Origin of the sequence: Kitasatospora sp. NPDC101176 (assembly GCF_044768035.1) — a bacterium.
In the GTDB taxonomy this organism is placed as follows: domain Bacteria; phylum Actinomycetota; class Actinomycetes; order Streptomycetales; family Streptomycetaceae; genus Kitasatospora.
Genome location: NZ_JBIWPA010000003.1, coordinates 386,480 through 412,498, shown reverse-complemented (window position 1 = coordinate 412,498; position 26,019 = coordinate 386,480). Strand labels below are relative to the sequence as shown.

Genomic DNA, 26,019 nt, shown 5'->3' with positions numbered 1-26,019 from the left:
CGGTGTTCCACGCCCCGGGAACCGGGGCGGCACGAGACGAGGGGCTGGTGGTCCCGGGCTGTCCCGGGCTGTCCCGGGTGGCCGAGGTGCGGGCCGAGGCGGGTAGCGGCGAGGGGCAGGCAGCGATGCCGAGAGGCGAAGTCGGGTGCCCGGTGGGCCCGGTGGCGCCTACGATCGCCGGCATGGACCGCCACCCACCCGCCGGCCTGGCCCCGGTGGACAGCCACGCCGCGTGGTGCCGGGAGCGCGGTGACGCCGAGCACCTGCGCAGCATCCGTCTGCACCAGGCCCATCCCGAGCGCAACCTCGCCCTGTACGTACGGCGCATCGAGGCGGCCGGCTGGCGGATGGCGGAACAGGTCTTCGGCGACGACGGGACACACCGCCGCTGCTCGATGCGTTTCGTCCCCGCCGCCGGCTGAGCCACGACCCGGCCGGTCCTCGGGGCGCCGCGGCCGTGACGTGCTGCGCCACCGGGGTGTTTCGCCGGGGCCTCGCGAACGGCCCGCGCCGGCGCCCGCGTCCGTGTTCACGTCCGCGTCCGTGTTCACGTCCGCGTTCGTGCCCGTGCTGCTTGTGGGGGAGTGCCGGGGGGCCGGGAGTCGGCCGGGCGTGCTCAACCGTCGTCTCCGGCCCGCCCTTTCACACTGCCCGGCACCCGGCACCCGGCATCCGGCATCCGGCATCCGGCGCCCGGCATCCCGGGGTCAGGGGCTCGAGGACCGGGCCCGGGCCCGGGCCCCTGGGGGTGTGTACGGGTGCGGCCCCGCTCCTGTGCCGCGCTGCCGGGGTGTTGCGGTGGGCGCGGGGCCAGGGGCGGGGCCACGGGTCGTACGGGTGGCCGGCGTCGGGTGGGGCCGGTCACCGGTACGGGTGGGTCAGTTGAGGGAGGCGAGGGCGGCCTCGTAGTTCGGCTCGTCGGCGATCTCGGCGACCAGCTCGGTGTGCAGGACGGTGTCGTTCTCGTCGAGGACGACGACGGCGCGGGCGGTGAGGCCGGCCAGCGGGCCGTCGGCCAGCGCCACGCCGTAGGACTCGTGGAAGTCGCGGCCGCGCAGGGTGGACAGCACCTGGACGTTGTCCAGGCCCTCGGCGCCGCAGAAGCGGGCCTGCGCGAACGGCAGGTCGGCGGAGATGCACAGCACCACGGTGTTGTCCAGCGAGCCGGCCTTGGCGTTGAACGTGCGCACCGAGGTGGCGCAGGTGGGGGTGTCGATGCTCGGGAAGATGTTGAGGACCTTGCGGCGGCCGGCGAAGTCCTTCAGCGACTTGTCCGCCAGCCCCTCGCCGACGAGCGTGAACGCCGGCGCCTGGCTGCCGGCCTGGGGCAGCGCGCCGCCCACCTGGACCGGGTTGCCCTTCAGCGTGACCTGAGCCATGAATAGCCTCCTACCAGCGATGTATGTGGTGACAACGCCGTCGATCCTACTGCCCGTCCGCGACCCGGACGCAGGGTGACCATTCCCTGGACACCTGTCCGGGCCCCCGACCCCCGGGCCGGCGGGCCCCGACCTCCGGGCCGGCGGGCCCCGGCCGCTTGGGCCGGCGGGCCCGGGGCTGCCTCGGGTTCTGGTGTCTTCGGCCCGTCCCGGCCGCGCACCCGAGGTGCCTGATCTGCGTGCGGTAGCCCTCCGGCGCGCGCGTGGGGGCGGGCGGGCGTCCGGTCGCTGACGGCCGGGTCGCCGGTCCGGTCGCCGGGTTGAGGATCCAGTGGCCCGTCGCCCGCGCTCCGGGCGGGGTCCCGCCGCCCGGGTGGGCCGCCTGCCGTGCCCGGTTCCTCGCGCGATCGGCGGGCGGGGCCGGGACGAGGCGGTGGCGGCGGCGTTGCCCGGCCGTGGTGGAAGGCGCATGGTCTTCGGGCCGGGCACCGGCAGGGCCTGCTGCGGCCGGTGAGGTGTCACGATCGGCGGGCCCGGGCGGGCGCTCGTCGCGTTCCCGGACGGCGACGTGTTCACCGGGACCGGCGGGAGAGGCCACCTCGACGTGTCCGCCCCGGGTCCGGCGCCTGCCGCAAACGCGGCGGCCGCCGCTCTGCTGCCAGGGCACGTGCGCCCCGGGGGGCCCGCGCGGCGGGGCGGCTGCGCCGGTCGCCTTCGGACGGCGGCGGGCGCGGGTCGCCTTCCCCGCCCGCCCGCGCCCGGGGTGCGCGCAGGCGGTGGCGGCGGTCGACGTGTTCGCCCCGGGCCGCGCCAGGGCCGCCGTGGGGCCGGACGGGGCAGCGGGCCGCCGTCGTCCGCGCCTGGACCGCGCACAACCCGGGGGCGGGTCCGGAGCGGGTCCCGTGCGCAGGGCCGGGGCCCGTCCGGTCGCGGCCGGTCGGGGCAGACGCAGGCGGCCGCCACCGCGCTGCGCCGCTGCTCCCCGCTCAGCTGCCGTCCCCGGCCGGTCGTCCCGTCCCCGGCCGGCCGGCCGTCCCGGGCCGGCCGCTGCTGCCCCGGTCTGTCACCGTCACCCCCGCCACCCACTCCAACGATCCGTCCCCTTCGGTGGGTTGGCGTGTTCCGTCGGTGGTGTGGTGTGGGCTGCGTGGTGTCGGTGGGGTCAGGCGGACCAGAACGGGTGGTCGTGGCGGGGGAGGATGTCGGGGTTGCCGTTGGGCAGGGTGGGTTCGGGGGCGTGGGGGCCGAAGGGGTCGTGGTCGCGGATGACGGGGATGGGGCCGACGGTGGCCTGGAAGGCGATGTTGCCGGCGGCGCCGAACAGCAGGGCGAGGCCGTGGCCGTGTGCGGTGGTGGCGAACATGGCGGGCTGGTGGGGGTTGACGGCGGTGATGCGGTGGCCGTGGGCCGTCCAGCCGCGTTCGGTGACGCCCAGCAGTGCTCCGTAGCGGGTGGGGGCGACGCGGGTCATGATGTGGCGTTCGCGGGTGAGCGTGGCGTAGCCGAGGGAGTACTCGTCGATGCCGGGGGCGCTCTGTTCGGTCGAGCGGGGTCGGCCGGCCCGGTAGGCGAGGGCGGGGCGGATCGCGGACATCGCCTCGTCGAGGAGCGCGTCGAGGGTGTGCAGGGCCTGCTGGGGGGTCAGGAGGGCCCGGGGGGCGTGTTCGGGGTTCATGGCGGGGCTTTCAGTGCGACCAGTACGGGTCGTCGTGGTCGGGAACGACGTCGGGGTTGCCGTTGCTCATGGTCGGGTCGGGGGTGGGGGTGCCGAAGGGCGGCTGTCCTGCCTGGGGGACCGCGATGGGGCCGCTGGTCGCGCTGATGTCGATGACGGTGGTGTCGGGGTTGATGCCGATGCCCACGGTGGAGCCGTCGGGGGCGGTGGCGGACACGGTGTGCAGGGTGGGGGTGCCGGGGCCGTCCTGGACGACGTAGCCCTTGGCGCGCCAGGCGGTACGGACCGCGTCCAGCAGCGCCTCGTAGCGGCCGGCGGCGACCTTGGTCATGACGTGGCGTTCGCGGCTGGTGGTGGCGTAGCCGAGGGAGTGCTCGTCCAGGCCGGTGGAGTACTTCTCGCGCCAGTTCGGCCAGGCGTCCCAGGTGCGCAGCGGGGGCTGGATGGCGGCGGTGGTCTCCTGCAGGAGGGTGTCCATGCGCTGCAGGGCCTGGGCGGGGGTGATGAGCGGGCCGGGCGCCCCCGTGCCGGTGGCGGTGCCGGTGGCGGGGGTGTTCCTGCCGGGGGTGGGTGCTCCGGTGGCGGAGCAGGCGGTGGCGGTGAACGCGAGCGCCAGCGCCAGGGCGACGACGACCCCACCCGGGACACCGGAGACAGCGCGGACACCGGAGACAGCGCGGACACCGCGGACAGCGGGGGCAGCGGCGGCGGGGGTGGGCGCGGGGCGCCCGGGGCGGGTCACCGCTGGCCCTGGTGGGTGACGTTGCCGTACTTGCCGGCGACGATCTGGCCGATGTTGTTGACCGATTCCAAGGTCGTGGAGCCCTTCTCGCCGGGGTCGGTCATGTAGTTGGAGTGGGAGTCGAACGACAGCGACGGCCCGTCGGCGACGGTGAAGCGGTTCGCGCCGAACTCCTTGCTCGCGGGGTCCTGGCCGAACCACAGCTTGTTGTCGGGGCCGAACAGCTGGTAGGCGCCGTCGGCGGCCGGCCCGATCACCGGGCCCAGGATCGCGTCGGTGGCGACGCGGCCCTTGGCCGGCAGGTGGCTGACCGGGTCGTTCTCGGCGTCGCCGACCCACACGTGGGAGGGGTCGATGTGCAGCTGGGAGGCCTTGTCGGCGCCGGTGCCGGGGGAGCCGACGAGGATGATGTCGTCGGCGCCGGTGCCGCCGGGCATCTGCGCGCCCAGGCCGACGGTGGTGGAGCCGTAGCTGTGGGCGAGGGCGACCAGGTGGGCGGGCGCGCCCTCGTGGGTGGCGCGCAGCCCGGACATGAACGTGTCGTAGGCGGCGCCGCCCTTCTCGGCGCGGTCGGTGCTCATCACCTCCAGCGGGTGCGGGTTGCCGTCCATCAGCTTCTCCAGGCCCGGCGGCGGGTCGTAGCCCAGCCAGATCATCGAGGCGGTGCTGGCGTTGGGGTCGGCGATGTGCGCGGCGTTCCACACGTTCAGTGCCCGGTCGGCGTCCTTGCCGCCGACCGCGGACAGGGTGGTGCCCAGGCCCGGTACGTAGGCGCTGACGTTCTGCGCGGTGTCGGGGTTGCCGTAGGACAGGATGCCGCGGCCCTGGCCCTCCTCGCTGACGCCCAGCAGGAACGCCGGCGGGACGTGGCCCTCCTGGTCCTTCAGCTTCTTGCGGATCGCCCGGAAGCCGTCCAGTTTCTGCTGCTCGGCCTCCGACAGGGCGCCCTTGTGCTCGTACACGTCGATCAGGTGTGCCAGGTTGAGCTGGTTGGCCTGGTCGCGGGCGGTGGCCGGGATGCCGTCGCGCATGCCCAGCAGGTCCGGGTGGGCGTGGATCAGGCGCTGCTGCTCGTCGGGGGTCAGGCCCTTCCACCAGGAGTTGACGTCGGTGGGGGCGGCGCCGGCCGGCGGCCAGCCCGCCGCCATCAGACCGGTGCCCAGCTCGTCGACGGCCTTCTGGTCGGCGGCGGCCTGCTTGAGGTCGAGCCCGGTGCCGGTACGGGCCCGGGTGGTCAGGTCGTCCAGCAGCTTGGCGATCTTCTGGTCGGCGTTGTCGGCCTCGGTGACGGCGTGCGAGATCCGCTCCGCCAGCGCCCTGGCCCGCCGCGGCGTGTCGTAGTCCGGGTCGTGCCGCTCGGCCGGCGAGGGCGGCGGCCACGACACCGACCCGTCCTCACCCACCGTCAGCCCCGCCGTGGTGGCCTCCTGCAGCGCCTCCTTCAGCTTCGACTGCGCCAGCAGGAAACTCTCCGACGCCTCGCGCAGCAGCCCCGAGACCGCCGACATCTCGGTGTGCGCGGCGTCCAGCCGGTTGCCGGTGCGCTGCAGCGCCGAGTTCGCCGCACCCGCCGCACTGCCCACCCACTGGCTGTTGAAGATGTGCTTGTCGACCTCGGTCGTCATCGCCTGCACGTGCTTGGCGAACGCACCGGACAACGTGTCGTAGGCGCCCGCCGCACCGTCCAGACCGGACAGGTCGGCGTCGCGCAGCTGCGCGAGGGTGACCATCAGTTCCCCACCGGCCCGTACAGGCCCGGCAGCTTCAGCCCGCCCGCGTTGGAGGTGTCGGTGCCCCGGTAGTTGCCCGCGGTCTGGGTCAGCTTCACCGCCACCCCGTCCACCTCCGACGCCAGCGCGTTCAGGCACTCCTCCCACGCCGCCGTGCAGTTGTGCAGCGACGCCCCCGTGCGCCAGCCCGCCAGCGCCGCGGCCGCGGTGTCCGAGGGCTGGTGGATGTGCTTGAGCTCGGTCGGCATCGCCTCACCGGTGTCCTTGGCCACCTTCGCCGCCGCGTCCAGATCCGCCGGGTTCACCCCGAACAGCGGCCCGCCCGGCGACCCCGCCACACCCAGAGGCGGCGCGAACGGCCCGCCCGGCCCGTCGGAACCTGCATACGCGTTCATGGATCCCCGTCCCCCGTGTCCTCGTGCCCGTGCTGCGCGCCTCGCCGCACCCGCCGCCCCCGCGCGCGTGTGCCCGTGCCCGCCGTGCGCGGCCCGCCACGGGCACGCGCGCACGCGCGCGGGACCGCGTGGGGGTACGGAACGCGCACGCTTGTACGGTTCGCGTCGAAGCATGGCGAAACTAGCAGATCGGACCCACCGCTCCCACCGGCCCCGTCAACCCCACCCACCCCACCCACCGCCCCCACACCCACCGCCCCCACCGGCCCGGGCTGCCCGACCGGGGCGGTGGGGCAGCCCTCACCCCCGGCCCGTGTCCGAGCCCGGCTGCGCCGGTCCGGCCGGTGGTGCGGGGTGGTCGCGTGGGCGGGCCGGCCTCACCGGGGCTGCGGGAGGGGGATTTCCGCCTCAGGGGGTCACGTGGTCAGGGTGGTGAACGTGAGGCCCTCGCGCAGTGGGCGGCGCCGGCCGGCCTCCTGTGCCCGCAGGGGGAGAGGGGCGTGAAGGACGGCGAGCGCCGTGTCTGCGACCCTGACGTGGAGGCCTCGGTCGTGGAAGCCGAGCGATGCGTAGAGGCGGCGGGCCGGTGTGGGCCCGTCAGGAGTGGTGAGGTACACGTCGGTGAGCGTGGGGTGGCCGGAGCAGAGGTCTTCGGCGAGTCGTCGGCCGATGCCGAGGCGCTGCCAGGCCGGCGTCACGTGCAGTTCCATCAGGGCCAGGCTCGTGGCCAGCCTGTCCGGTGGCACGACGGGGGCGGTGTGTCCCGACGGCACCCGGGTCCAGGGCTCGTAGTGGCGGGCCGGTGTGCCGTAGCAGAAGCCCACCATGGTCTCGCCGTCGTGGGCTGCCACGACCTGCAGTGCGGGCAGCAGGCTGTGCCGGGAGAGTTGCTCGCGCCATCCGCGGGCCTCCTGCGGTGAGGAGCGGCAGGCTGCGGACCGTACGCCGGTCATCGCGTGGCGAAGTGCCTGCAGGCTTGGGGATTCGGTGAGGGGGAGGCCGGATTCGGGGCGGTGCCCGGCGTCGGCCCGGCCGCCCTGCGCGCCGGCCACGGCGGCCGGTGGGCGTGCAGGGCGGCCGGGCGGATGCATCAGCGCTCGTCCGCCTCGGTGTCGGTGCTCATGGATGCCAGTGCGTCGTCGAGTTCCTGGTCGAGTGCCTGGAGTGCGTAGTGGATCTCCTCGATCTCGGCCTGCGTGAAGTCGTCGGCTGCGGCCTGGCCGTAGTCGAACCACTTCTTGGACTCCGTCAGGTCGCCGGCGAGGAAGTGGGCGAGGCCGGCGTTCCAGGCGACGTCCTTCCACAGGTCGTCGTCACCGAGCTGGTCGATCTTCTCGGTGAGGACGGTGGCGAACGCGCTGCCCGCCTCGGCGTACGCCTCGGACTCGAATGCGGACTCGGCCGTCTCCAGCGCCGTCATGGTCTCTTCGGTCATCATGTCGATCATTCTCCTTTTTCCATGTGCCGGGAAGCGGGGTTCCTGCGGTCTTCCTAGTGGGGGAAAGCGAGTCGGAGGATCTCCTGGATTTCGTTCGGGAGTGTCTCGAACTTTCCTTCGTTCAGCTTCGTGCCGGTGAAGAGTCCGACGCCGGCGTCTCCTGCGTAGAGCAGCGTGCCGTCGTGCACTTCCCGGTCGTATGTCGCCACCGCGAAGCGCTTCCCGCGCGGGATCCGGGTGAGCACCGCATCGCCGACGACGCCGGAGACGCTGCCGTGCGCGTCGAACCACGGGGTGCTCTCCCACCAGTCGCCGTGGGAGAGCATCGCGTTCGTGATGGTGCCCTCCGCTGTGACGTTCACCTCGAGGAGGCACTCGGCCTCGCCCATGCTCCAGGCGACCTGCACGGGGCCCGTGAAGATGTGGTTCCCTTCGCCGTCCGGGCCCAGGTAGGTGAGACTCAGGTTCTCCCCGAGGACCTCGTGGAACGGGGACCAGTACTCCTCGAAGTCGATGATGCCGTTCAGGTAGACGTCGGAGTCGAGCTGCCAGTAGCCGTTGTCGTCCCAGCTGTACAGGAGCTGGGCCAGGGCCGCCTGGGCCGCTTCGTCATCGGAGACGATGCGTGAATCGAGGTCGATTCGCGTCACCCTGTTCCTGATCTTCTTCAGCGCCTTCTTGGCCTTCGGCAGGTCGCGGTCGTAGGAGAACTGCATGGCGACCAGGGCTCGCCGGGTGTCGCCCGGTTGGCGCCGGACGTCGGTGACCTTCGAAGCCGAGATCGCACTTCCGAGGGCGCCCTGTGCGGTCTTGAGGATGTGGCCGCCCAGTGCCAGGCCCTCGGCGGCGTCGGCGGCGACGTCCAAGGCGATCAGGGCGGTCTCCGCCACGTCACGGCCGTGGTCGACGACTTTGCCGCCTATCGCGATCTTCTTCCCGTGGCCCCGGAGTGCATTCTTCGCCCGTCCCAGGACCGCGCTGCTGACGATGTTCTCGGGTGTGAAGACGCCGGACTTCTGGGCGGAGTTCTTGATGACGAGTTCGTTGACCACCTTCTTCTTCACGACCCCGGCCAGGGCGAAGAAGCCGGTGAGGATGCCGCCGGCCAGCGGGGTGCCCAGGGCGTGCCCCACCACGGTGGCGGACAGCGCGACGGTGGCGAAGGTCTTGTCCGACACCTCGATCCACTCCTGGACCTCGGTGCAGTCCTCCTCTCCGCTCTTCATACGCGCCACGTAGTTGCTTCCCGCGTGGTATTCCGCCCACTTCACACAGCGTTTCGCCGTGGAGTCCACCTTGGCGAAGAGGAGCTCTTGGGCCGCTGCGACCTCCGCGTTCTCCTCGTTGAGGATCTGCAGGAACTTCTCGACGTCGAGTCCGCTCCGGAGCTCGTCGATGGCCTCGTGCAGACCCTCCAGAGTCTTCCGGCGCTTGTGGAGGACATGCCGGTATTCGGAGAGGTAGGACACGAGATCCTGGAGTCGCTGTTCCTTGTCGTCCCTGAAGCTCCCGGAGAGCGTGATCTTGCCGCGTCCGAGCTTCAGGTTCTTCGGCTGCGAGGTCCAGAACGACAGGTCGCCCCATCCGTCGCAGATATCCCGGATCGTCGCATGGATGTCCAGGCAGTCGTCGATGGCGGCCAGCTGGTTGTCCACCACGTCATGACAGATCCGCTTGCACTCCCCCAGGTCCGCAGGGGCTTCCAGGTCCTCGCCGCCGGCCAGCCGATTCAGGACGTTCTCGGGGCTGTACTCCTGCGCCATGGCGCTGATGGCTGGGTAGAGAAATTCTAGAAACCGGCGGTAAGCCTTGTTGAGCAATTCCTCGAAGCTCTTGAGCTCTGCCTTCTTGTGCTTCGTCCGGCCGTCATGGAACCTTTCGGCGTCGAGGTCCTCCCAGAGTTCCTCGGCGCGTTCCAGAGTCTTCTCGCTGGGGCTGTCGTCGAAGTTGCGCGCCTCGATTGTGAGCCATTCGCGGAAGATGGCCTTCCAGGGGCCGCTGTATCCGCCGGTCCAGAATGTGGAGACACTCCCCTTCTTGGGGAGAGACCCCAGTTGGGCCTGGAGCTGGGCCGGAGTCAAGTCGAGGTGCGCACTGTCGATGAGCTCTTGGAGTGTGGCCTCCACGATCATGCCGTTCTCCTTCTCCTGGTGATCAGAAAAGATGGGCGGCCTGACTCCGGTCGACAGGTCCGCTGTGGGGCCGCAAGGGGACTGCTGGAATCTGTCGCCGGTGCCGCTGAATTCCTTCGTATCCCGAGCCGCTTCGCAGGAAAACACTAGGCGCCGATCCTTTTCGGGCCGTGCCCGGAAAGGCGGACGGCGAGACCGCCTTCCGGTCCCCTGCGGTTTCCCCGAGTGCACGGCCCCTGCCGGCACGCCGCACCGCGCGCCAGGGCGGCCCTCACGGCCGTAGGCGCCCGCCCGACAGGAACGGGTGCCCGGGCCGGCGGCAGGGGGAGGGGGCGAGGGGCTTCGGGGCGGGTGCGGGCCCAGCCCCCTGGTGACACCGCGCCAACAGGACCGGCGGGCCCGCCCGCACGCTGCCGCACCCGCTGGCGCACAGGCGGCCGCACCGCCCGACTCCGCGTGACCCGCACCCCCGGGCCAGGGCCCGCACAGTGGTGTCCGGGTGCTCGAACCTCCGTGGGCGAGGACCTCGGCGGGTCACCCGACGCAGGGAGCCGCCGAGCAGGTGGCGGGTGAGGCCGGGGGCTCGCCGCAGGGGAACAGACGGCCCGACAGCAGACGCCACCCCAAGGGGGGCTCCCGGCCTACGGTCGCGACGGCATGGCCGCAGGCCGTGGCCGGACGCCGCCGCCCGCCCACCGCTTCGGTGGCGCGTGCAGGCGACCCCGGGGCGCCGCCCACCCGGCAGACGCCCGGGCCCTGTGACGGCACCCCGCGCTTCAGCGCAGGGCGGTGACCTGCGCCGCGGGAAGGGGTCAGGGCCGCCAGCGGGGGGCCGAGTCGTCGGGGGTGCAGGGGCTGGCGAAGTGGAAGGGCACCACCAGGCGTTCGGCCAGGGCCCGGCCGGCCCGTTCGGCGGCCGCCGCCTCCACGGGCTGCGCGCCCACGCCCGCCGCGTCCGCGCCCAGGTGGTGCTCGGCGGTGGACCGGTAGACCGTCGCCAACTCGTGCTGCTGCGCGGGATCGGTGGTGATCGCGAGCAGGACCACGAACCAGTCGTGGACGGTGTCACCGTCCCAGACCGCCTCGACGGCCACGATCCGCCCCGGGCAGCCGGCCGCGCGGTGCGCCAGCGACGCCACGTCCAGGGGACTCTCCGGCGTACGGGCTATCCGGTCCCCGTAGTGGAGGTAGCGGTCACCGACGATCAGCTGCGCGGCACCGACCCCGATGTTGTGGGTGACGAACCCGACGTCGACGACGACCTTCACCGCCTGCAGGAACGAGTCCTGCAGCACGTAACCGTCGACCTGGTCGCGGATCCCGGCCGGCAGGCTCTGCCACCACTTGGCCCTGGCCGCCTCGTCCATGATCATCCGGGCCCCCCTGGACTCCCGCGGCCCTCACGGCAGGGCCCCGCGCGCCACTGTACCCGGGCCCGCCCGGCCCGCACGGCGGACCATGACAAGCCCCCGCCGCCGCCCGTGCGAAACCGGCCGCCGCACCGCACCACCAGCCCCGGCCCCCACACCCGACCACCGCAACCCCTGGTCACGACCCCCGCGAAACCCGCCGCCGCACCGCCGACACACCCCCCGCCCCGACCCGCACGGGACGCCGACCGGGCCCACTCCCGCACCCGCAGTGGCCGGATTCCACCACGACCACCACCCCCACCCACGCCACCACGGCCCGGGCCGGGCACACCCGCACCCCACCCCCGGACGAGGCGGCCCGAACCGCGCCGCGCGGGAAGCCGGACGGGCCGACTTCCACCGCCACGACCACACCCGACTCCACGCGCACACGCCGCACCAACCAGCGCGCACCGCTCCCCGGCCGGCGTGGTCGCGGCTGCGGGTGTGGTGGCCGCGAGACCCCGGAGGGCGTGCGGGCTGCCCCATGTACGGAGGAAGTCGGCCGGCCCGACTTCTGGTGCACCGTCAGTGCCGGGTTGGCTGCGCACCCCCGGGCCCGCGTCACAGCGGCCCCGCACGGGCGCCGGCCCAGCCGGCTCTCACCTCGGACACGCGGCCGGCGACCGGCAGCGGTGCGGGAGGTCGGACCGGCCGGTTTCCCGCGTCGGGCGCGTGGAGGGTGAGTGGGGGGCGTAGGGCGAGGGCCGCGCCGGGCGCCGCCGTGTCGGCGGCGTGCACGGGAAGTCGGACGGGCCGACTTCCCGTACGGGGAGTCCTGGTTCTTGCTGGTGACCGGCGTGGTGGTGGGCAGGTGGTGGGCTCGACCGTGCCCCCGGGGTGCGGGACGTCGACCGGGCCGACTTCCCGCGCGCCCCGGGGCCCGTTCCGTGGCCGGGGGAGCGGGCCGCAGGCGGGGGCAGCGGGCGCCCGGACCGAACAGGACCGCCCCGGCCGCCGGCGACCCCGGGGCCCGCGATCGGACCGCGGCCCGGCCGACGGGCCGGGCCGGGCGCCCGGGATCAGGACGGGGCCGGGCCCGGGAGCCGGCGCTCCTCGGCGTCGGCGGCGGCGACCACCGCCGACAGCAGGCCCGGGAAACGCCCCTCCAACTCGTCGGCACGCAACGCGTTCATCTTGGTGGTCCCCACGTAGTACTGGCGCAGCAGACCCGCCTGGCGCAGCACGTTGAAGTGGTGGGTGGACGTGGAACGGGAGATCGGAAGGTCGAAGGAACCACAGCTCAGATCAGCGCCGGCGTGGGCGAGCCGGCGCACCACCGATCTGCGCGCCGGGTCCGCCAGCGCCTCCAGTACCTGCTGGACGCTCAGGTCCTCCACGCCAGGGTGCACGATCACCCGCGCGACGACGCGTGCCCGTCCCACACCCACCACCCCTTCCCACCATCGCCCCCGTTCCGGTTTCGGTGAAAAGCCGCGCCGCGTGCGCGACTTCGCGTCCCCGACGCTACTACGAGCACGACCCCTCCCATGCCCACCGCAACACCTCCGCAACACGCCCCGGCACAGCGCAGAACGGGAAGGAGCAGAAGGGAAGGAGCAGAAGAGGGGAGAGAGGAAGGCAGGGACCGGAGAAGAGGACGAGGGCGGGGCCGGGGCCGGGGCCCGGTCAGGCCGCGCGCACCGGCGGCCCCGCCGGCCGCGGCGCCAGCCGGGCCAGCGCCAGCGGCTCGAAGATGCCCATCAGCACCGGATCCACCGGCCGCACCACCGCCGGCGCCGGCGCCAGCGCAACCGGCGAGCGCAGCAGCGCCAGATACAACTCCTGCGTCTCGGCGGCCGGATCGATGCCCAGCTCCTCCGCCAGCACCTGACGCAACTGCTGGTAACAGCGCAGCGCCTCGGCCCGGTTGCCCGCCGCCGCCAGCGCCTCCATCCGGCACCGGTAGGCACTCTCCCGGAACGGCGCCCGCCGCACCGCCTCGTCCGCCCACCGCAGCGCGTGGTGCTCCTCACCCAGCGCCGACGCCGACAGACTCGCCGTCTCCAGCGCCGACATCCGCAACTCCTCCACGTGCTCGCGCACCCCGCCCGCCCACTCGCCCTCGTGGTCGGGCAGGAACGCCCCCCGCAGGTTCGCGATCGCCCCGGCCGCCAACTGCTGCGCCACCGCGTAGGAACGCGCCGCGTACGCCTCCCCGGCCTCGCCGACCGCACTGGCCGCCGCCTCCAGGTCCACCGCCGCGTCCGCGGGCAGCCGCAGCACGTACCGCCCGCCCTGGGCGATCAACGGGGTCGCCCCCGGCCCCTGACCGGGGGAGGCGACGAAGGCCCGCACCCGGCTGACCACGCTGCGCAGCGCGGAGGCCCAGGTGTCGGGCAGCCCGTCGGGCCAGATGGTGTCGGCCAGCTGGTCGCGGCTGGTGCCGGCGGAGCGCTCCAGCACCAGGCGGGCGAACGCCACCTGGGCCTGGGCGCTGGACAGGTGCTGCGGGGCGCCGTGGTCGTGCTCGATCGTCACCAGGCCCGTCAGACGGATCAGCATGCCAACGCCCCCGATCTGCCGGACGGACTGTCTTCCCGGAAGCCGTTCATCGTGCTCCAACCCCCTTGAGCCAAAGCGGAGCCGCCGGCCCGTGCGCCGGGCCTGCGGTATGGGAAACCTGGACCGGAAAAAATGCCGCCGACCAGCCGTTCGGTTTCGGCGGATTTCGACCATACATTCGGCGTATCACGCGGTGTCAACACCGGTCGGCGAAACATACCCACCGGCCGGTCCATACGTCGTGGACGCAAGGTTTCTGCACGTCAGGGTAGAACCGCAGGCCGGGAATACGGCTATTGCGGACGCCTTGCGCTTCCTGCCGTAGAAATGTAGCCATCCTTGAGCACCCCGCGTGAAGGCTTCCAGAAAAGCCCGCCCGAACCACCGCCCGTGAAAAGCCCGGGACCGCCCCGCGCCTTTCGTCCCGCAAAAGCCGCGCACCACCGCCCGCCACACCCGCGGATAAACCGCCCGCATACCGCGGAACAACCCGCGCGAAGAATGCCGCACACCGCACCGCGCCACCGCAGCACCCGCACCGCCGCCCGAAGCACCACCGCCGCCCGAAGCACTGCCACCGCCCGTAGCACCGCAGCCCGACGCACCCGCCGACGAAGGAGACCCGTACGTGAACGCCACCGGAGCATGGGACCGCCTGGAGCCGAAGCTCGCCGCCACCCTGAACCGCGTGGCCGCACTGGAATCCGACCCCTCCCGCCGCAACAGCTTCGTCGCCTACACCATGGAACGCGACAGCGCCTACTGCGACCTCGACGGCGAACGCCTGCTCATGATGTCCGGCTACAGCTACCTCGGACTGGCCGGCGACGAACGCGTCGTCGCCGCCGCCAAGGCCGCCGTCGACGTCTACGGCACCGGCAACCACGGCGTGCGCGCCCTGGCCGGCACCATCCCCCTGCACGAGGAACTCGAAGCCGAGGTCGCCCGCTTCGCCCGCCGCGAACGCGCCCAGGTCTTCGGCTCCGGCTACGCCGCCAACGTCGGCACCGTCGGCGCCCTCGTCGGCCAGGGCGACACCGTCCTGATCGACAAGTACGACCACGCCAGCATCGTCGACGGCTGCCGCCTCTCCGGCGCCACCGTCACCCGCTTCCGCCACAACGACGTCGACCACCTCGAACGCCGCCTCAAGGCCGCCGCCCCCACCGGCGTGCGCCTGGTCATCGTCGACAGCGTCTACTCCATGGACGGCGACATCGCCCCGCTGCCCGAACTGCGCGAGGTCTGCGACCGCCACGACGCCCTCCTCATGGTCGACGAGGCCCACGCCCTGGGCGTCATCGGCGCCACCGGCGGCGGCATCGAGGAGCACTTCGGCCACCGCTACCGCGTCGACATCAAACTCGGCACCCTCTCCAAGGCCATCCCCTCCATGGGCGGCTGGGTCGCCGGCAGCCACGAACTCATCGGCCACCTGCGCTACGCCGCCCGCCCCTTCCTCTTCTCCGCCGCCCTCGGCCCCGCCCAGACCGGCGCCGCCCTGGAATCCCTGCGCATCCTGCGCCGCGAACCCGAACGCGTCACCCACACCCAGACCCAGGCCCAGCGCCTGCGCGAGCGCCTCAACCAGGCCGGCATCTCCACCATGGACTCCACCACCGCCGTCCTGCCCGTCATCGCCGGCTCCGACGACGCCGCCTACGACTACGCCACCGCCTGCCGCAAGGCCGGCGTCATCGGCCTGCCCGTCGTCACCCCCGCCGTGCCCAACGACCTCGCCCGCCTGCGCATCGCCGTCACCGCCCGCCACACCGCGGCCGACATCGACTTCGCCGCCGACGCGTTCCTGACCGCCGCCGCCCAGACCGGCCTGATCTGACACCCGGCCCACGCCGGCCACCCCAGGCCCCACCCGGCCCACGCCGGTCACCCCAGGCCACCCCAGGCCCACGCCGGCCGCACCCGGTCACCCCCGGCCCGGACAGGAGAGGAAGCCATGGCCCCGCACCCCCGCCCACCGATCGCCGTCACCGGCCTCGGCGTGCTCAGCCCCGCCGGCCACACCGTCCCCGAGTTCTGGCACACCGTCACCTCCGGGCACTCCACCGCCACCGCCCTGCACGACCCCGACCTCGCCCGCCACAAGGTCCGCCTGGGCTGCCGCGTCAACGACCTGCCCCACGACGACTGCCTGCCCGCCAAGGACGCCCGCCGCCTCGACCCCTTCGCCCACTACGGCACCCTCGCCGCCCTCGCCGCCCACCGCGACGCCGGAAGCCCCCACCCCGAACCCGGCCGCGCCGCCATCGTCGTCGGCAACGCCGTCGGCGGACGCACCACCAGCGACCGCGAATCCGCCCTCTACACCACCCACGGCCCCCTGCGCGTCTCCCCCCTGATGCCGCTGGTCACCATGCCCAACGCCGCCGCCGCCCAGATCGCCATGCGCCTGAACTGGAGCGGCCCCGCCCTGACCATCGCCACCACCTGCGCCTCCAGCGCCGACGCCATCGGCCACGCCGCCCTCCTCCTGCAGACCCACCGCGCCGACGTCGTCATCGCCGGCGGCTGCGAGGCCACCCTCACCCCCGTCACCCTCGCCGCGTTCGGCAACCTCGGCGCCCACTCCCAGCGCAACCACGACCCCGCCCACGCCAGCCGCCCCTTCGACACCCACCGCGACGGCTTCGTCATGGGCGAAGGCGCCGGCTTCCTCGTCCTGGAACGCCTCGACGACGCCCGCGCCCGCCACCGCACCCCCTACGCCCTGCTCGCCGGCCACGGCTCCAGCTCCGACGCCTACCACCTGGCCAACCCCCGCCCCGACGGCGCCGGCGCCGTCACCGCGATGCGCGCCGCCCTCGCCGACGCCGGCCTCACCCCCGCCGACATCGCCCACGTCAACGCCCACGGCACCTCCACCGTCCACAACGACCGCGCCGAAGCCGCCGCGCTGCGCACCGTGTTCGGCCCGCACGGCGTGCCGGTGACCTCCACCAAGGGCGTCATCGGCCACCTGATCGGCGCCGCCGGCGCCGTCGAGCTGATCGCCGCCGTCCAGGCGATGAACAGCCGCCTCGTCCCTCCCACCGCCAACCACGAGAAGACCGAAGAGGGCCTGGACCTCGACGTCGTCCACGGCGCCGCCCGCCCGATCCGCGCCGGCGCGGCCCTGTCCAACTCCTTCGGTTTCGGCGGCCACAACTCGACCCTGGTGGTGACCCCGCTATGACCACGACCGCCCCGCCCGCCCGGCGCGCCCGCCACACCCTCGGCGCCGAGGACCTGGCCGCCTACCGCGCCGCCGCCCGCACCCGCCTGCCGGCCGCCACCGGCGCCGCGCCCTCGCCCGCGCAGCCCTTCGTGCTGGCCCACACCCTCGCCCAGCAGAGCGTCGCCGACCTGACCGCGGGCGATGTCGGCTTCACCGGCGTGGTCCACCTCGGCCAGGAGATCCGCACCCACCACCGCCTCAGCCCCGCCACCACGGTGCTGGTGGAGGTCGCCCTCACCGCCGTGCGCCGCGAGGCCCGCGGCACCCGCCTGGCCCTGGCCACCCGCATCAGCGACGACACCCGGGGCACCCTGCTGGCCGAACTGTCCACCGCCGCCCTGCTGGTGGGCGTCACCACCCTCGAACCGTTCGGCACCCCGGCCCCGGCCGCCCACCCCGGCACCACCGCCGACACCGAACCCCTCACCCTCACCCACACCCTCACCCGCGCCGACGTCGCCGCCTACGCCCACGCCTCCGGCGACCTCAACCCCATCCACCTCGACGACACCGCGGCCCGCGCCGCCGGCTTCCCCGGCGTCATCGCCCACGGCATGCACCTGGTCGCCCTGGCCGCCGAGGAGATCACCGACCGCCACGCCGGCGGCGACCCGGCCCGCATCACCGCTCTGGGCGCCCGCTTCGCCGCCCCGCTGGCCCCCGGCGCCGCCCTGCGCCTGACCCTGCAGCCCTACGACCGGGCCACCGTCGTGCGCTTCAGCGTCGCCACCGACACCGGCACCGCCGTCAAGGCCGGCTGGGCCACCCTGGCGGGGGAGTGAACACCGTGACCACCACCCCCACCCCCGCGGACACCGCGGCCCCCACCGCCGACTCCGCCGCCGCGGCCACCGCGGACTCCGCTGCCGCGGCCACCGCGGACTCCGCTGCCGCGGGCACCGCCGGGCACGGCGCGCCGCCGCTCACCCTGGCCGACGCGTTCGCCGCGCACGCCCGCCACCAGCCCCACGCCGCCGCCCTCCTGTGGCACGAGCGGGCCGTCACCTACCGCGAACTGGCCGACGCCGCCGACGCCGAACGCACCCGCCTGCACGCCCTCGACCTCGCCCCGGGCGAGCCGGTGGGCCTGGTGGCGACCAAGTCCCCCGAGGCGATCGCCCTCGTCCTGGCCTGCCTCACCGAACGCCGCCCCTTCCTGCTGCCCTCCCCCCAGCTGCCGCCGGCCCTGCTGGCCGCGCTGTTCGCCCAGGCCGGTGCCCGCCACGTCCTCGCCCCCCACGGCCAGGACACCCCCCGCCTGCCGCAGCCCCCGCACCCCGCCACCCGCCCCACCCTGGCCGCCGGCACCTCCTTCCTCCTCACCACCTCCGGCTCCACCGACCTGCCCAAGATCGTCCCGCTCGCGCAGAGCGCCGTCGACCGCTTCACCACCTGGGCCCACGACACCTTCGACCTGGGCCCCGGGCGCACCGTCGCCAACTACGCCCCCCTCAACTTCGACCTGTGCCTGCTCGACGTGTGGGCCACCCTGGCCGCCGGCGGCACCGTGCTGCTCGTCGACCCCGCCCACGCCCTCAACGGCCGCCACCTCCTGGACCAGCTCACCCGCCACCGCCCCCACGTCCTGCAGGCCGTCCCGCTGGCCTACGCCCTGCTGGTCCAGGCCGCCGCCCGCGACACCCGGGCACTGGAGAGCGTCGAACACGCCGCGTTCACCGGCGACGCCATCGACCCGCGCACCCTGGCCGCGCTGCCCGCACTGCTGCCCCGCGCCGCGCTGTACAACATCTACGGCTGCACCGAGACCAACGACAGCTTCCTGCACCGCCTGGACCGCCTGGACGCCACCGCCGCGCTGCCCGTGCCCATCGGCACCCCGCTGCCCGGCGTGCGCACCCTGCTCGCCGCCCCCGACGGCACCCCGGTCACCGGGCCCGGCAGCGGCGAACTGTACGTCTCCACCCCCTTCCAGGCCGCCGGCTACCTGGACCGCTCCCGTGACGCGGGCCGCTTCACCACCCAGCCCGCCGGCGCGGGGCAGGGCCGGCGCTGGTTCCGCACCGGCGACCTCGCCGTCCGCGACGACCAGGGCCGCCTGCACCTGCGCGGACGCGCCGACTTCCAGGTCAAGGTCCGCGGCGTCGCCGTCAACACCGCCGAGGTCGAACGCGTCCTGCTCGCCCACCCGCAGGTGCGCGAGGCCGCCGTCGCCGCCGCCGACGACCCGATGACCGGCAAACGCCTGCACGCCGCCGTCCAGCGCGCCCCCGGCAGCACCCTCAACAGCCTCGTCCTGCGCGAGCACCTGGCCCGCAACCTGCCGCGCGCCGCCGTGCCCGAGCGCCTGGCCATCCACGACGCCCCGCTGCCCAAGACCCCCACCGGCAAGGTCGACCGCAAGGCCGTCCTGCCCCCCACCTGAACCCCCCCGGGCCTGAACCGGGCCCCGCCCGAACCGGCCCCATCCGCACCCGATTCCTTCTTCGATTCCTCACTCTTGCAAGGGAGTTGCCACCATGAGCAACATCGCCCAGATCAAGCGGTTCCTCATCGAGGAGTTCCTGCCCGACGTCACCCCCGAGCAGCTCGCCGACGACCACGACCTGCTCTCCGACGGCGTCATCGACAGCCTGGGCGTCCTCAAGCTCATCGCCTGGGTCGAGGACCACTTCGCCCTGCCCGTCGACGACACCGACCTGGACCCGAACAACTTCCGTTCCGTCGCCGCCATCGACGCCTTCATCACCGCCCGCCGCGCCGCGGCCACCGCCACGGTGGGCGGCTGATCCCATGCACCCGGCCCTCACCGCACTCCTCGCCGGCCGCCCGGTGCCCCTGGAGGCCTGGCGCTCGTGGTGGGACCAGCTGGAGCAGCGCACCCTGGGCCCGGCCCGCGACAGCGACCGGGCCCAGGCGGCGGCCCTGCTGGCCAGCCTCACCACCGGCCTGCCCGAGCCCGCGACCCTCGCCGCCCTCACCACCTCCCTCACCGAACGCGCCCCCGACCCGGGCCCCGCCCACCCCGGCAGCGTCAACATCGTCGGCACCGGCGGCGGCCCCGCCACCTTCAACCTCTCCACCGCCGCCGCGCTGACCGCCGCCAGCATGGGCATCCCCGTCGTCAAGAGCGGCTCGCGCGCCTACACCAGCGCCGCCGGCTCCATCGACCTCCTCGAACGCCTGGGCATCACCCTCACCTCCTCCCACGCCGCCACCGGCGAGGACCTCGCCCGCCACGGGATCGCCTTCGCCGGCCCGCACGTCTACCCGCCGGCCCTCACCCGCCTGGCCCGCATCCTGTACCCGCTCACCCTCAAACCCTTCGGCGCGTTCCTCAACACCCTCGGGCCCCTCCTGGCGAGCGTGCCCGTCACCGCCCAGCTCACCGGCGTCTGCGCCGCCGCCCGCCTGGACGCCCTGCGCGACCTCGCCGCCCGCACCGCCACCCGCACCGTGTGGCTGGCCACCAACAGCGCCGGCGCCGACGAGCTCCTGCCGTTCGCCGACAACACCCTGCACACCCCCGGCGGCGCGATCCACCTGTCGGCCGGGTCCGTCGCCCCGGACCGCGGCACCCTCGCCGACCTCGCGCCGCACCCCGACGACCTCACCGGCCACTTCCTGCGCGCCCTCGCCGGGCAGGGCGGCGACACCGCCACCCACACCATCGCGCTCAACGCCGCCGCCCTCGCCCTCGCCTCCGGCCGCCACACCCGCTGGCACACCGCCCACGCCGCCGCGCTGGACGCGCTCGCCGACGGCGCCCCGCGCGCGCTCGCCGAACGCCTGCGCGCCCGCCCCCGGGAGGCGGCCGGTGTCTGAGCCCCTCTTCCCCGACGGACGGCTGGGACTGGCGCTCTTCCTCAACGCCGGCGACCCCGCCGCGCGCCTGGCCGACCTCGCGCACATGCTCGACGCCCACGGCGTGGACGTCCTCGAACTCGCCGTGCCCTTCCCCCACTCGCCCACCGACGGCCCGGTCATCCGCCGCTCCGCCGCCCGCGCCCTGGCAGCCGGCACCACCCTGGACACCGTCCTGGCCGAACTCGCCGACCTCACACCGCAGCTGACCCGCCTCAAGGTCGCCCTGCTCGCCGACTGGAGCCACAGCCTGCGCCACCGCGACCCCGCCGCCACCGCCCGCGCCGTCACCCGCGCCGGAGCCGCGGCCCTGCTCGTCCACGCGCTGCCCCCACGGGTGCGCCCCGCCTGGCAGCAGGCCCTGCACGACGAGGGCCTGCCCGAGGTCACCACCTGCTACCCCGCCTCCACCCCCGAGGTCCTCACCGCCGCCGCCCGCGGCGCGGCCGGCGCCTACGTCTACCTCGTCGCCCACTACGGCCGCTCCGGCACCACCCCCGCCCACGGCCACCGCGCCCTGGCCGACACCGTCGCCGCGCTGCGCACGGCGGCCCCCGCCGTCCCCGTCGCCGTCGGCTTCGGCGTCAAGAGCGCCGCCGACCTGGACGCGGTCGCCGCCGCCGGCGCCGACGCCGCCATCGTCGGCTCCGCGGCCGTCGCCCGCATCGAACACGCCCACACCGAAGGCCTCGACGCCGTCGAGGAGTTACGGGCCTTCCTCACCGACCTCCGCCCCACCCGTCCCCCGTACCCGGACGCGCCCGGCGGACGCACCACCACCCTCACCCCCGCCAGCACCACCACCCGAGAGGAACAACCGGCATGCTGATCCGCGACATCGCCGACGTGAAGACCGTCGAGTGGGGCAACGGCGTGTCCCGCCGCTTCCTGCTCGCCGGCGACGGCCTCGGCTACAGCCTCACCGACACCGTCGTCAACGCCGGCACCAAGTCCCGCCTGGAGTACCGCAACCACCTCGAGGCGTGCTACTGCATCGCCGGCTCCGGCGAGGTCGTCGACATGGACGGCAACTCCCACCCCATCACCCCCGGGCGGCTGTACGCCCTCGACCAGCACGACGCCCACTACCTCATCGCCAGCCCCCACGAGGACCTGCGCCTGGTGTGCGTGTTCTCCCCGGCCCTGCGCGGCGACGAGGTCCACCAGCTCGACGCCCACTCCTCCTCCGCCTACTGAGGCGAAAGGTCCACGCACACGCCCCCAGGCGTGCCGGGCACGCCGCAGGGCGCCTGCGACCCGCCCCGGGGCGGGCCCCCCCGCCCCGAGCCACCCACCGGCGCGCCGCCCCGCGCGCCGGCCCTGCCACCCCGGGCCCCCACGGCGGGCCCGGGAGGAAGGCGGCAACGTCATGATCCGCTGGGACGCCGACCAGAACGCCCTGCGCGAGGGCCTTGCCCGCTTCGGCGACGACCTGAGCGCCGGCCACATCGAAGGCGACGAACAGGCCGCCTTCTCCCACGACAAGTGGCGCCTCATCCAGAAGACCGGCATCCTCTCCCTGCCCTTCGACGAGCGCTACGGAGGCCTGGGCCAGTCCCTGCTCACCACCATGTACGTCCTCGAGGGACTGGGCCACACCTGCCGCGACGGAGGCCTCAACTTCTCCGTCACCACCTCCATGGCCTCCACCGGCGTACCCCTGCAGGCCTTCGGCTCACCCGCCCTCAAGGAGGCCTACCTGCCGCGCATCGCCTCCGGCGAGGCGATCGGCGCCCACGCCATCACCGAGTCCGACGGCGGCTCGGACGCCATGCAGATGCGCACCCGCGCCGTGCGCGACGGCGACCACTTCGTCCTCAACGGCGCCAAGACCTTCGTCTCCAACGGCCCCGTCGCCGACGTCATCGTCGTCTACGCCCGCACCCACCCCCAGGGCGGCGCCCTGGGCGTCACCGCGTTCCTCCTGGACCGCGACACCCCCGGCATCACCACCGGCAACCCCATCAAGAAGATGGGCCTGCGCACCTCCCCGCTGTCCGAGCTCTACCTCGACGACGTGCGGGTGCCCAAGGACCGCGTGCTGGGCCGCGTCGGCGGCGGCTTCCTCGTCCTGGACCACGTGATGAAACGCGAGATCCTCTACTCCTTCATCGTCAACACCGGCGAGATGCAGCACCGCCTGGCCCGCTGCCTGGACTACGCCAAGACCCGGATGTCCTTCGGCAAGCCCATCGGCTCCTACCAGTCCGTCGCCAACAAGATCGTCGACACCAAGATCCGCCTCGAGACCGCCCGCAAGTGGCTCTACGACACCGCCCAGCGCCTGGAGGCCGGCGAGAACGTCACCGTCGACATGGCCATCGCCAAACTCCTCACCAGCGAGTCCAACCTCGCCACCTCCCTGGCCGCCGTCCAGGTCTTCGGCGGCAACGGCTACATGTCCGAGTACGGACTGGAGAAGGACGTGCGCAACGCCGTCGCCGGCACCATCTACTCCGGCAGCAACGAGATCCAGTACAACCGCATCGCCGCCATGCTCGGACTGGGCAAATGAGCGCCCCCGCCCCGCCGCGCCCGGCCCCCGCCCGGCCCCGCCACCTCAAGGTGTGCGGGGCCCGCACCCGCGCCGACCTCGCCCTGCTCGCCGAATCCGGCCCCACCCTGGTCGGCCTGTGGCACGGCGTCCCCGACGGCCCCGCCGACCTCACCGAACAACGCCTCGCCGACCTCGCCGCCACCGCCATCCGCCTGGGCCTGGAACCCGTCCTGGTCACCTTCCTCGACGACGCCCACCGCCTGGCCGCCCTGGCCCGCGCCACCGGCATCCGCTGGATCCAGCTGCACGCCTACCAGCCGCCCTCCCTGGTCGCCGAGCTGCGCGAGCGCCTGCCCTACGCCGTCCTCGTCAAGGTCCTCCACCTCTCCCGCGGCCGCTGCCTCGAACGCCCCTTCATCGGCGCCTTCGAACGCGCCGGCACCGACCTGTTCCTCCTCGACACCGTCACCGCCGACGGACGCGTCGGATCCACCGGCCACCCCCTGGCCCCCACCGACGTCCACACCCTGCTGCCCCGCCTGGGCATCCCCTTCCTCCTCGCCGGCGGCCTCAACGCCGCCAACCGCGACACCTACCGCACCGTCACCGACCACCCCCTGTACGCCGGCGCCGACATCGACACCGCCGCCCGCGACCACGCCGGCCGCTTCACCCGCGAAGCCGTCACCGCCCTCACCCACGCCTGGCAGCACACCCGGCGCACGCCCCACCCGACGGAGGCCTACGCATGAGCAGCGCCCACCCCCAGCGCTTCACCGACGCCCTCCTCGCCGCGCAGCGCCCCCTGATCATGGAGGTCAAACTCCGCGACCCGCACGGCACCGACCTGCTCGGCCCGCGCACCGTCACCGACCTCGTCACCCGCTACGAACAGGCCGGCGCGCCCTGCCTGTCCGTCGTCACCGGCCGCTGGTTCGGCGGCACCCCCCGCCTGCTGCGCGAGGTCACCGCCGCCACCCGCCTGCCCGTCCTGCAGAAGGACTTCCTCACCCGCCCCGCCCAGCTCGAGGCCTCCGCCGCCCTCGGCGCCAGCGCCGTCCTGCTCACCGCCGCCCTGCTGCCCGCGCTCTCCCTGCGCCGCCTGGTCGCCGCCGCCCTCACCCTCGGCCTGACCCCCTTCGTGGAGATCACCGACGCCCGCGAACTCGACCTCCTGGACGACCCCGCCGACTGCGTCATCGCCGTCAACAACAAGGACATCCGCACCCGCGAACGCGACCCGGGCGACCTCACCCGCAGCCTGCGCCTGCTGCCCGCCCTGCTCGCCGCCGCCGTGCGCGCCCCCGTCTCAGCCTCCGCCATCACCGACCCCGCCGACGCCGCCCGCCTCCTGGACGCCGGCTACGCCGGCCTGCTCGTGGGCACCACCCTGATGCGCACCGGCGACCTCACCGGCTGGCTGGCCGGCCTCGACACCGCCCGCGCCGGAGCCGCCGCATGAACACCGCCACCCGCTCCCTGGTCCTGGACGCCGACGGCATCCCGCTGTCCGTCCTGGTCGCCGAACCCCGCGACCGGGCGCCCAAGGCCGTCGTCCTCGCCATCCACGGCCGCGGCATGCGCGGCGCCTACTTCGCCGGCCCCGCCCACCCCGACACCGACCTGCTCACCCTCGCCGCCGACCTCGGCTACACCGTCCTGGCCCCCGACCGCCCCGGCCACGGCGCCTCCGCCCACCGCCTGCCCCACGGCCAGCTCATCGCCGACCAGGCCGCCACCCTGCACGCCGCCCTCACCGACTACGCCCGCGCCCACGACACCGGCGCCGGCGTCCAACTCCTCGCCCACTCCTTCGGCGGCAAGATCGCCCTGCAGCTGGCCGCCCACTGGCCCCACGACCCGCACCTGCCCCTGCTCGGCGCCGACATCTCCGGCCTCGCCCAGCACTACGCCCCCGGCGCCTGGGACCGCCCCGACGACCTCGCCGGCGGCGGCCGCCTCAACTGGGGCCCCCTCCACCTCTACCCGCCCGGCACCTTCCACGCCGCCCGCACCCTGCTCACCCCCGTCCCCGCCCTCGAATCCCGCGAACTGGCCACCTGGCCCGCCCGCTACCGCGCCCTCGCCGCCCGCGTGCGCGTGCCCGTGCGCCTGACCCTGGCCGACCACGAGCACTGGTGGCGCCTGGACCCCGCCGCCCGCACCGCCCTCACCGCCGCCTTCCCCGACGGCCTGGCCCACCTCGTCACCGCCCACCGCGCCGGCCACAACCTCTCCCTCGGCCACGCCGCCCGCCCCTACCACCTGCGCGCCCTCGCCTTCACCGACGACTGCCTCACCCGCGCCCCCCACACCCCCGCCACCGCGGCCCCGGCCCTGGCCACCGTCTGACCCGCCCCCGCCCCCGGCCACCGCCCGCACTCCCGGCACACGCGAAGGCCCGGCACGCGCGAGGGCCCCGCCGCCCCCGGCGCGCGGCCGGGAAGCGACGGGGCCCTCACACCGGATCAGGCCTTGCGGATGTTGTACGCCCAACCGGAGCCGTAGCAGCTGCTGGTGCTGTACGAACCGCTGACCACCCACCCCGACGGGATCGGCGAGAACGAACACACCGTCGCACCCGTGCGCCCGGCCGTGTCGGCGATCGTGTACGCCACGCCGGTGCCGGCGCAGCCCGCGCTGCTGTAGGACGTGGTGACGACCCATCCGGCGGGGATCGGGGACATCGAGCAGACGGTGGCGCCGGTGCGCCCGGCCGTGTTGGAGATCGTGTACGCCACGCCGGTGCCGGCGCAGCCCGCGCTGCTGTAGGAGCTGGTGATCACCCATCCGGTGGGGATCGGGGACATCGAGCAGACGGTGGCGCCGGTGCGCCCGGCCGTGTTGGAGATCGTGTACGCGACGCCGGTGCCGGCGCAGCCCGCGCTGCTGTAGGAGCTGGTGATCACCCACCCGGCGGGGATCGGCGACATCGAGCAGACCGTCGCACCGTTCAGGGTGGCCGTGTTGGAGATCGTGTACGCGACGCCGGTGCCGGCGCAGCCCGCGCTGCTGTAGGAGCTGGTGATCACCCACCCGGCGGGGATCGGCGACATC

Annotated in this window: 25 protein-coding genes; 13 read left to right on the top strand and 12 right to left on the bottom strand. The window is 74.2% G+C overall.

What is annotated here, in order from left to right:
- Positions 1–182: 182 nt before the first annotated feature.
- Positions 183–422, top strand: a complete 240-nt coding sequence (locus tag ACIRS1_RS07220; RefSeq protein ID WP_402837559.1) for a hypothetical protein — start codon at positions 183–185, stop codon at positions 420–422.
- 456 nt (positions 423–878) lie between these two features.
- Here ACIRS1_RS07220 and tpx read toward each other — a convergent pair whose 3' ends face one another.
- The 11 genes from tpx to ACIRS1_RS07165 all read right to left on the bottom strand — a co-directional run bounded on the left by tpx (position 879) and on the right by ACIRS1_RS07165 (position 13,408).
- Complete coding sequence (gene tpx / locus ACIRS1_RS07215; RefSeq protein WP_360206715.1) at positions 879–1,379, bottom strand: thiol peroxidase; 501 nt, start codon at positions 1,377–1,379, stop codon at positions 879–881.
- Between the two features lie 1,162 nt (positions 1,380–2,541).
- Positions 2,542–3,054, bottom strand: a complete 513-nt coding sequence (locus ACIRS1_RS07210) for a hypothetical protein (RefSeq protein ID WP_402837557.1) — start codon at positions 3,052–3,054, stop codon at positions 2,542–2,544.
- A gap of 10 nt (positions 3,055–3,064) precedes the next feature.
- On the bottom strand, positions 3,065–3,796 hold the full coding sequence (locus ACIRS1_RS07205; RefSeq protein ID WP_402837555.1) for a hypothetical protein: 732 nt from the start codon (positions 3,794–3,796) through the stop codon (positions 3,065–3,067).
- Positions 3,793–5,526, bottom strand: coding sequence for an alpha/beta hydrolase (locus tag ACIRS1_RS07200; RefSeq protein WP_402837553.1), 1,734 nt, complete (start codon positions 5,524–5,526; stop codon positions 3,793–3,795). The genes ACIRS1_RS07205 and ACIRS1_RS07200 overlap by 4 nt, the downstream gene beginning before the upstream one ends.
- Positions 5,526–5,864: a WXG100 family type VII secretion target gene (locus ACIRS1_RS07195; RefSeq protein WP_402837551.1), complete on the bottom strand. Its 339-nt coding sequence runs from the start codon at positions 5,862–5,864 to the stop codon at positions 5,526–5,528. Before ACIRS1_RS07195 ends, ACIRS1_RS07200 begins: the two co-directional genes overlap by 1 nt.
- A 473-nt stretch (positions 5,865–6,337) precedes the next feature.
- Entirely contained in the window at positions 6,338–6,874 is a 537-nt protein-coding gene (locus ACIRS1_RS07190; RefSeq protein WP_402837549.1) for a GNAT family N-acetyltransferase, read from the bottom strand.
- Between the two features lie 137 nt (positions 6,875–7,011).
- The gene (locus ACIRS1_RS07185; RefSeq protein WP_402837547.1) at positions 7,012–7,359 is read right to left on the bottom strand and encodes a hypothetical protein; all 348 of its coding nucleotides are present in this window, start codon (positions 7,357–7,359) and stop codon (positions 7,012–7,014) included.
- Positions 7,360–7,412: 53 nt separating this feature from the next.
- On the bottom strand, positions 7,413–9,491 hold the full coding sequence (locus ACIRS1_RS07180; RefSeq protein ID WP_402837545.1) for a hypothetical protein: 2,079 nt from the start codon (positions 9,489–9,491) through the stop codon (positions 7,413–7,415).
- An 812-nt stretch (positions 9,492–10,303) separates the two neighbouring features.
- Entirely contained in the window at positions 10,304–10,864 is a 561-nt protein-coding gene (locus tag ACIRS1_RS07175) for a hypothetical protein (protein WP_402837543.1), read from the bottom strand.
- 1,061 nt (positions 10,865–11,925) lie between these two features.
- Positions 11,926–12,288, bottom strand: coding sequence for a helix-turn-helix domain-containing protein (locus ACIRS1_RS07170; RefSeq protein ID WP_360206736.1), 363 nt, complete (start codon positions 12,286–12,288; stop codon positions 11,926–11,928).
- Positions 12,289–12,532: 244 nt separating this feature from the next.
- Positions 12,533–13,408, bottom strand: coding sequence for a bacterial transcriptional activator domain-containing protein (locus ACIRS1_RS07165; protein WP_360206739.1), 876 nt, complete (start codon positions 13,406–13,408; stop codon positions 12,533–12,535).
- A 628-nt stretch (positions 13,409–14,036) separates the two neighbouring features.
- Here ACIRS1_RS07165 and ACIRS1_RS07160 point away from each other — a divergent pair.
- The 12 genes from ACIRS1_RS07160 to ACIRS1_RS07105 all read left to right on the top strand — a co-directional run bounded on the left by ACIRS1_RS07160 (position 14,037) and on the right by ACIRS1_RS07105 (position 25,314).
- A complete protein-coding gene (locus ACIRS1_RS07160) occupies positions 14,037–15,248 on the top strand; it encodes an aminotransferase class I/II-fold pyridoxal phosphate-dependent enzyme (protein WP_360206742.1) in 1,212 nt (403 codons plus the stop codon).
- Positions 15,249–15,365: 117 nt separating this feature from the next.
- Complete coding sequence (locus ACIRS1_RS07155) at positions 15,366–16,601, top strand: beta-ketoacyl-[acyl-carrier-protein] synthase family protein (RefSeq protein WP_360206745.1); 1,236 nt, start codon at positions 15,366–15,368, stop codon at positions 16,599–16,601.
- Positions 16,598–17,425 (top strand): MaoC/PaaZ C-terminal domain-containing protein, encoded by an 828-nt coding sequence (locus ACIRS1_RS07150; protein WP_402837540.1) that lies wholly within the window; start codon positions 16,598–16,600, stop codon positions 17,423–17,425. Before ACIRS1_RS07155 ends, ACIRS1_RS07150 begins: the two co-directional genes overlap by 4 nt.
- Positions 17,426–17,430: 5 nt before the next feature.
- Complete coding sequence (locus ACIRS1_RS07145) at positions 17,431–19,026, top strand: AMP-binding protein (protein WP_402837538.1); 1,596 nt, start codon at positions 17,431–17,433, stop codon at positions 19,024–19,026.
- A 94-nt stretch (positions 19,027–19,120) separates the two neighbouring features.
- Positions 19,121–19,390, top strand: a complete 270-nt coding sequence (locus ACIRS1_RS07140) for a phosphopantetheine-binding protein (RefSeq protein WP_360206754.1) — start codon at positions 19,121–19,123, stop codon at positions 19,388–19,390.
- Positions 19,391–19,394: 4 nt separating this feature from the next.
- Positions 19,395–20,426, top strand: a complete 1,032-nt coding sequence (locus ACIRS1_RS07135) for a hypothetical protein (protein ID WP_402837536.1) — start codon at positions 19,395–19,397, stop codon at positions 20,424–20,426.
- A complete protein-coding gene (trpA, locus tag ACIRS1_RS07130; RefSeq protein WP_402837534.1) occupies positions 20,419–21,294 on the top strand; it encodes a tryptophan synthase subunit alpha in 876 nt (291 codons plus the stop codon). Before ACIRS1_RS07135 ends, trpA begins: the two co-directional genes overlap by 8 nt.
- The gene (locus ACIRS1_RS07125; protein WP_360206763.1) at positions 21,288–21,662 is read left to right on the top strand and encodes an ectoine synthase; all 375 of its coding nucleotides are present in this window, start codon (positions 21,288–21,290) and stop codon (positions 21,660–21,662) included. Before trpA ends, ACIRS1_RS07125 begins: the two co-directional genes overlap by 7 nt.
- 172 nt (positions 21,663–21,834) lie before the next feature.
- Positions 21,835–22,980 carry an acyl-CoA dehydrogenase family protein gene (locus tag ACIRS1_RS07120; RefSeq protein WP_360206766.1) on the top strand — a complete coding sequence of 382 codons (1,146 nt, stop codon included), beginning with the start codon at positions 21,835–21,837 and terminating at the stop codon, positions 22,978–22,980.
- Positions 22,977–23,714 (top strand): N-(5'-phosphoribosyl)anthranilate isomerase, encoded by a 738-nt coding sequence (locus tag ACIRS1_RS07115; RefSeq protein WP_360206768.1) that lies wholly within the window; start codon positions 22,977–22,979, stop codon positions 23,712–23,714. Before ACIRS1_RS07120 ends, ACIRS1_RS07115 begins: the two co-directional genes overlap by 4 nt.
- A complete protein-coding gene (locus tag ACIRS1_RS07110; protein WP_402837531.1) occupies positions 23,711–24,424 on the top strand; it encodes an indole-3-glycerol-phosphate synthase in 714 nt (237 codons plus the stop codon). Before ACIRS1_RS07115 ends, ACIRS1_RS07110 begins: the two co-directional genes overlap by 4 nt.
- On the top strand, positions 24,421–25,314 hold the full coding sequence (locus ACIRS1_RS07105) for an alpha/beta hydrolase (protein WP_402837529.1): 894 nt from the start codon (positions 24,421–24,423) through the stop codon (positions 25,312–25,314). The genes ACIRS1_RS07110 and ACIRS1_RS07105 overlap by 4 nt, the downstream gene beginning before the upstream one ends.
- A gap of 116 nt (positions 25,315–25,430) precedes the next feature.
- Here the strand turns inward: ACIRS1_RS07105 and ACIRS1_RS07100 are convergent.
- A partial coding sequence (locus ACIRS1_RS07100; RefSeq protein WP_402837527.1) for a hypothetical protein occupies positions 25,431–26,019 on the bottom strand: 589 nt, incomplete at its 5' end.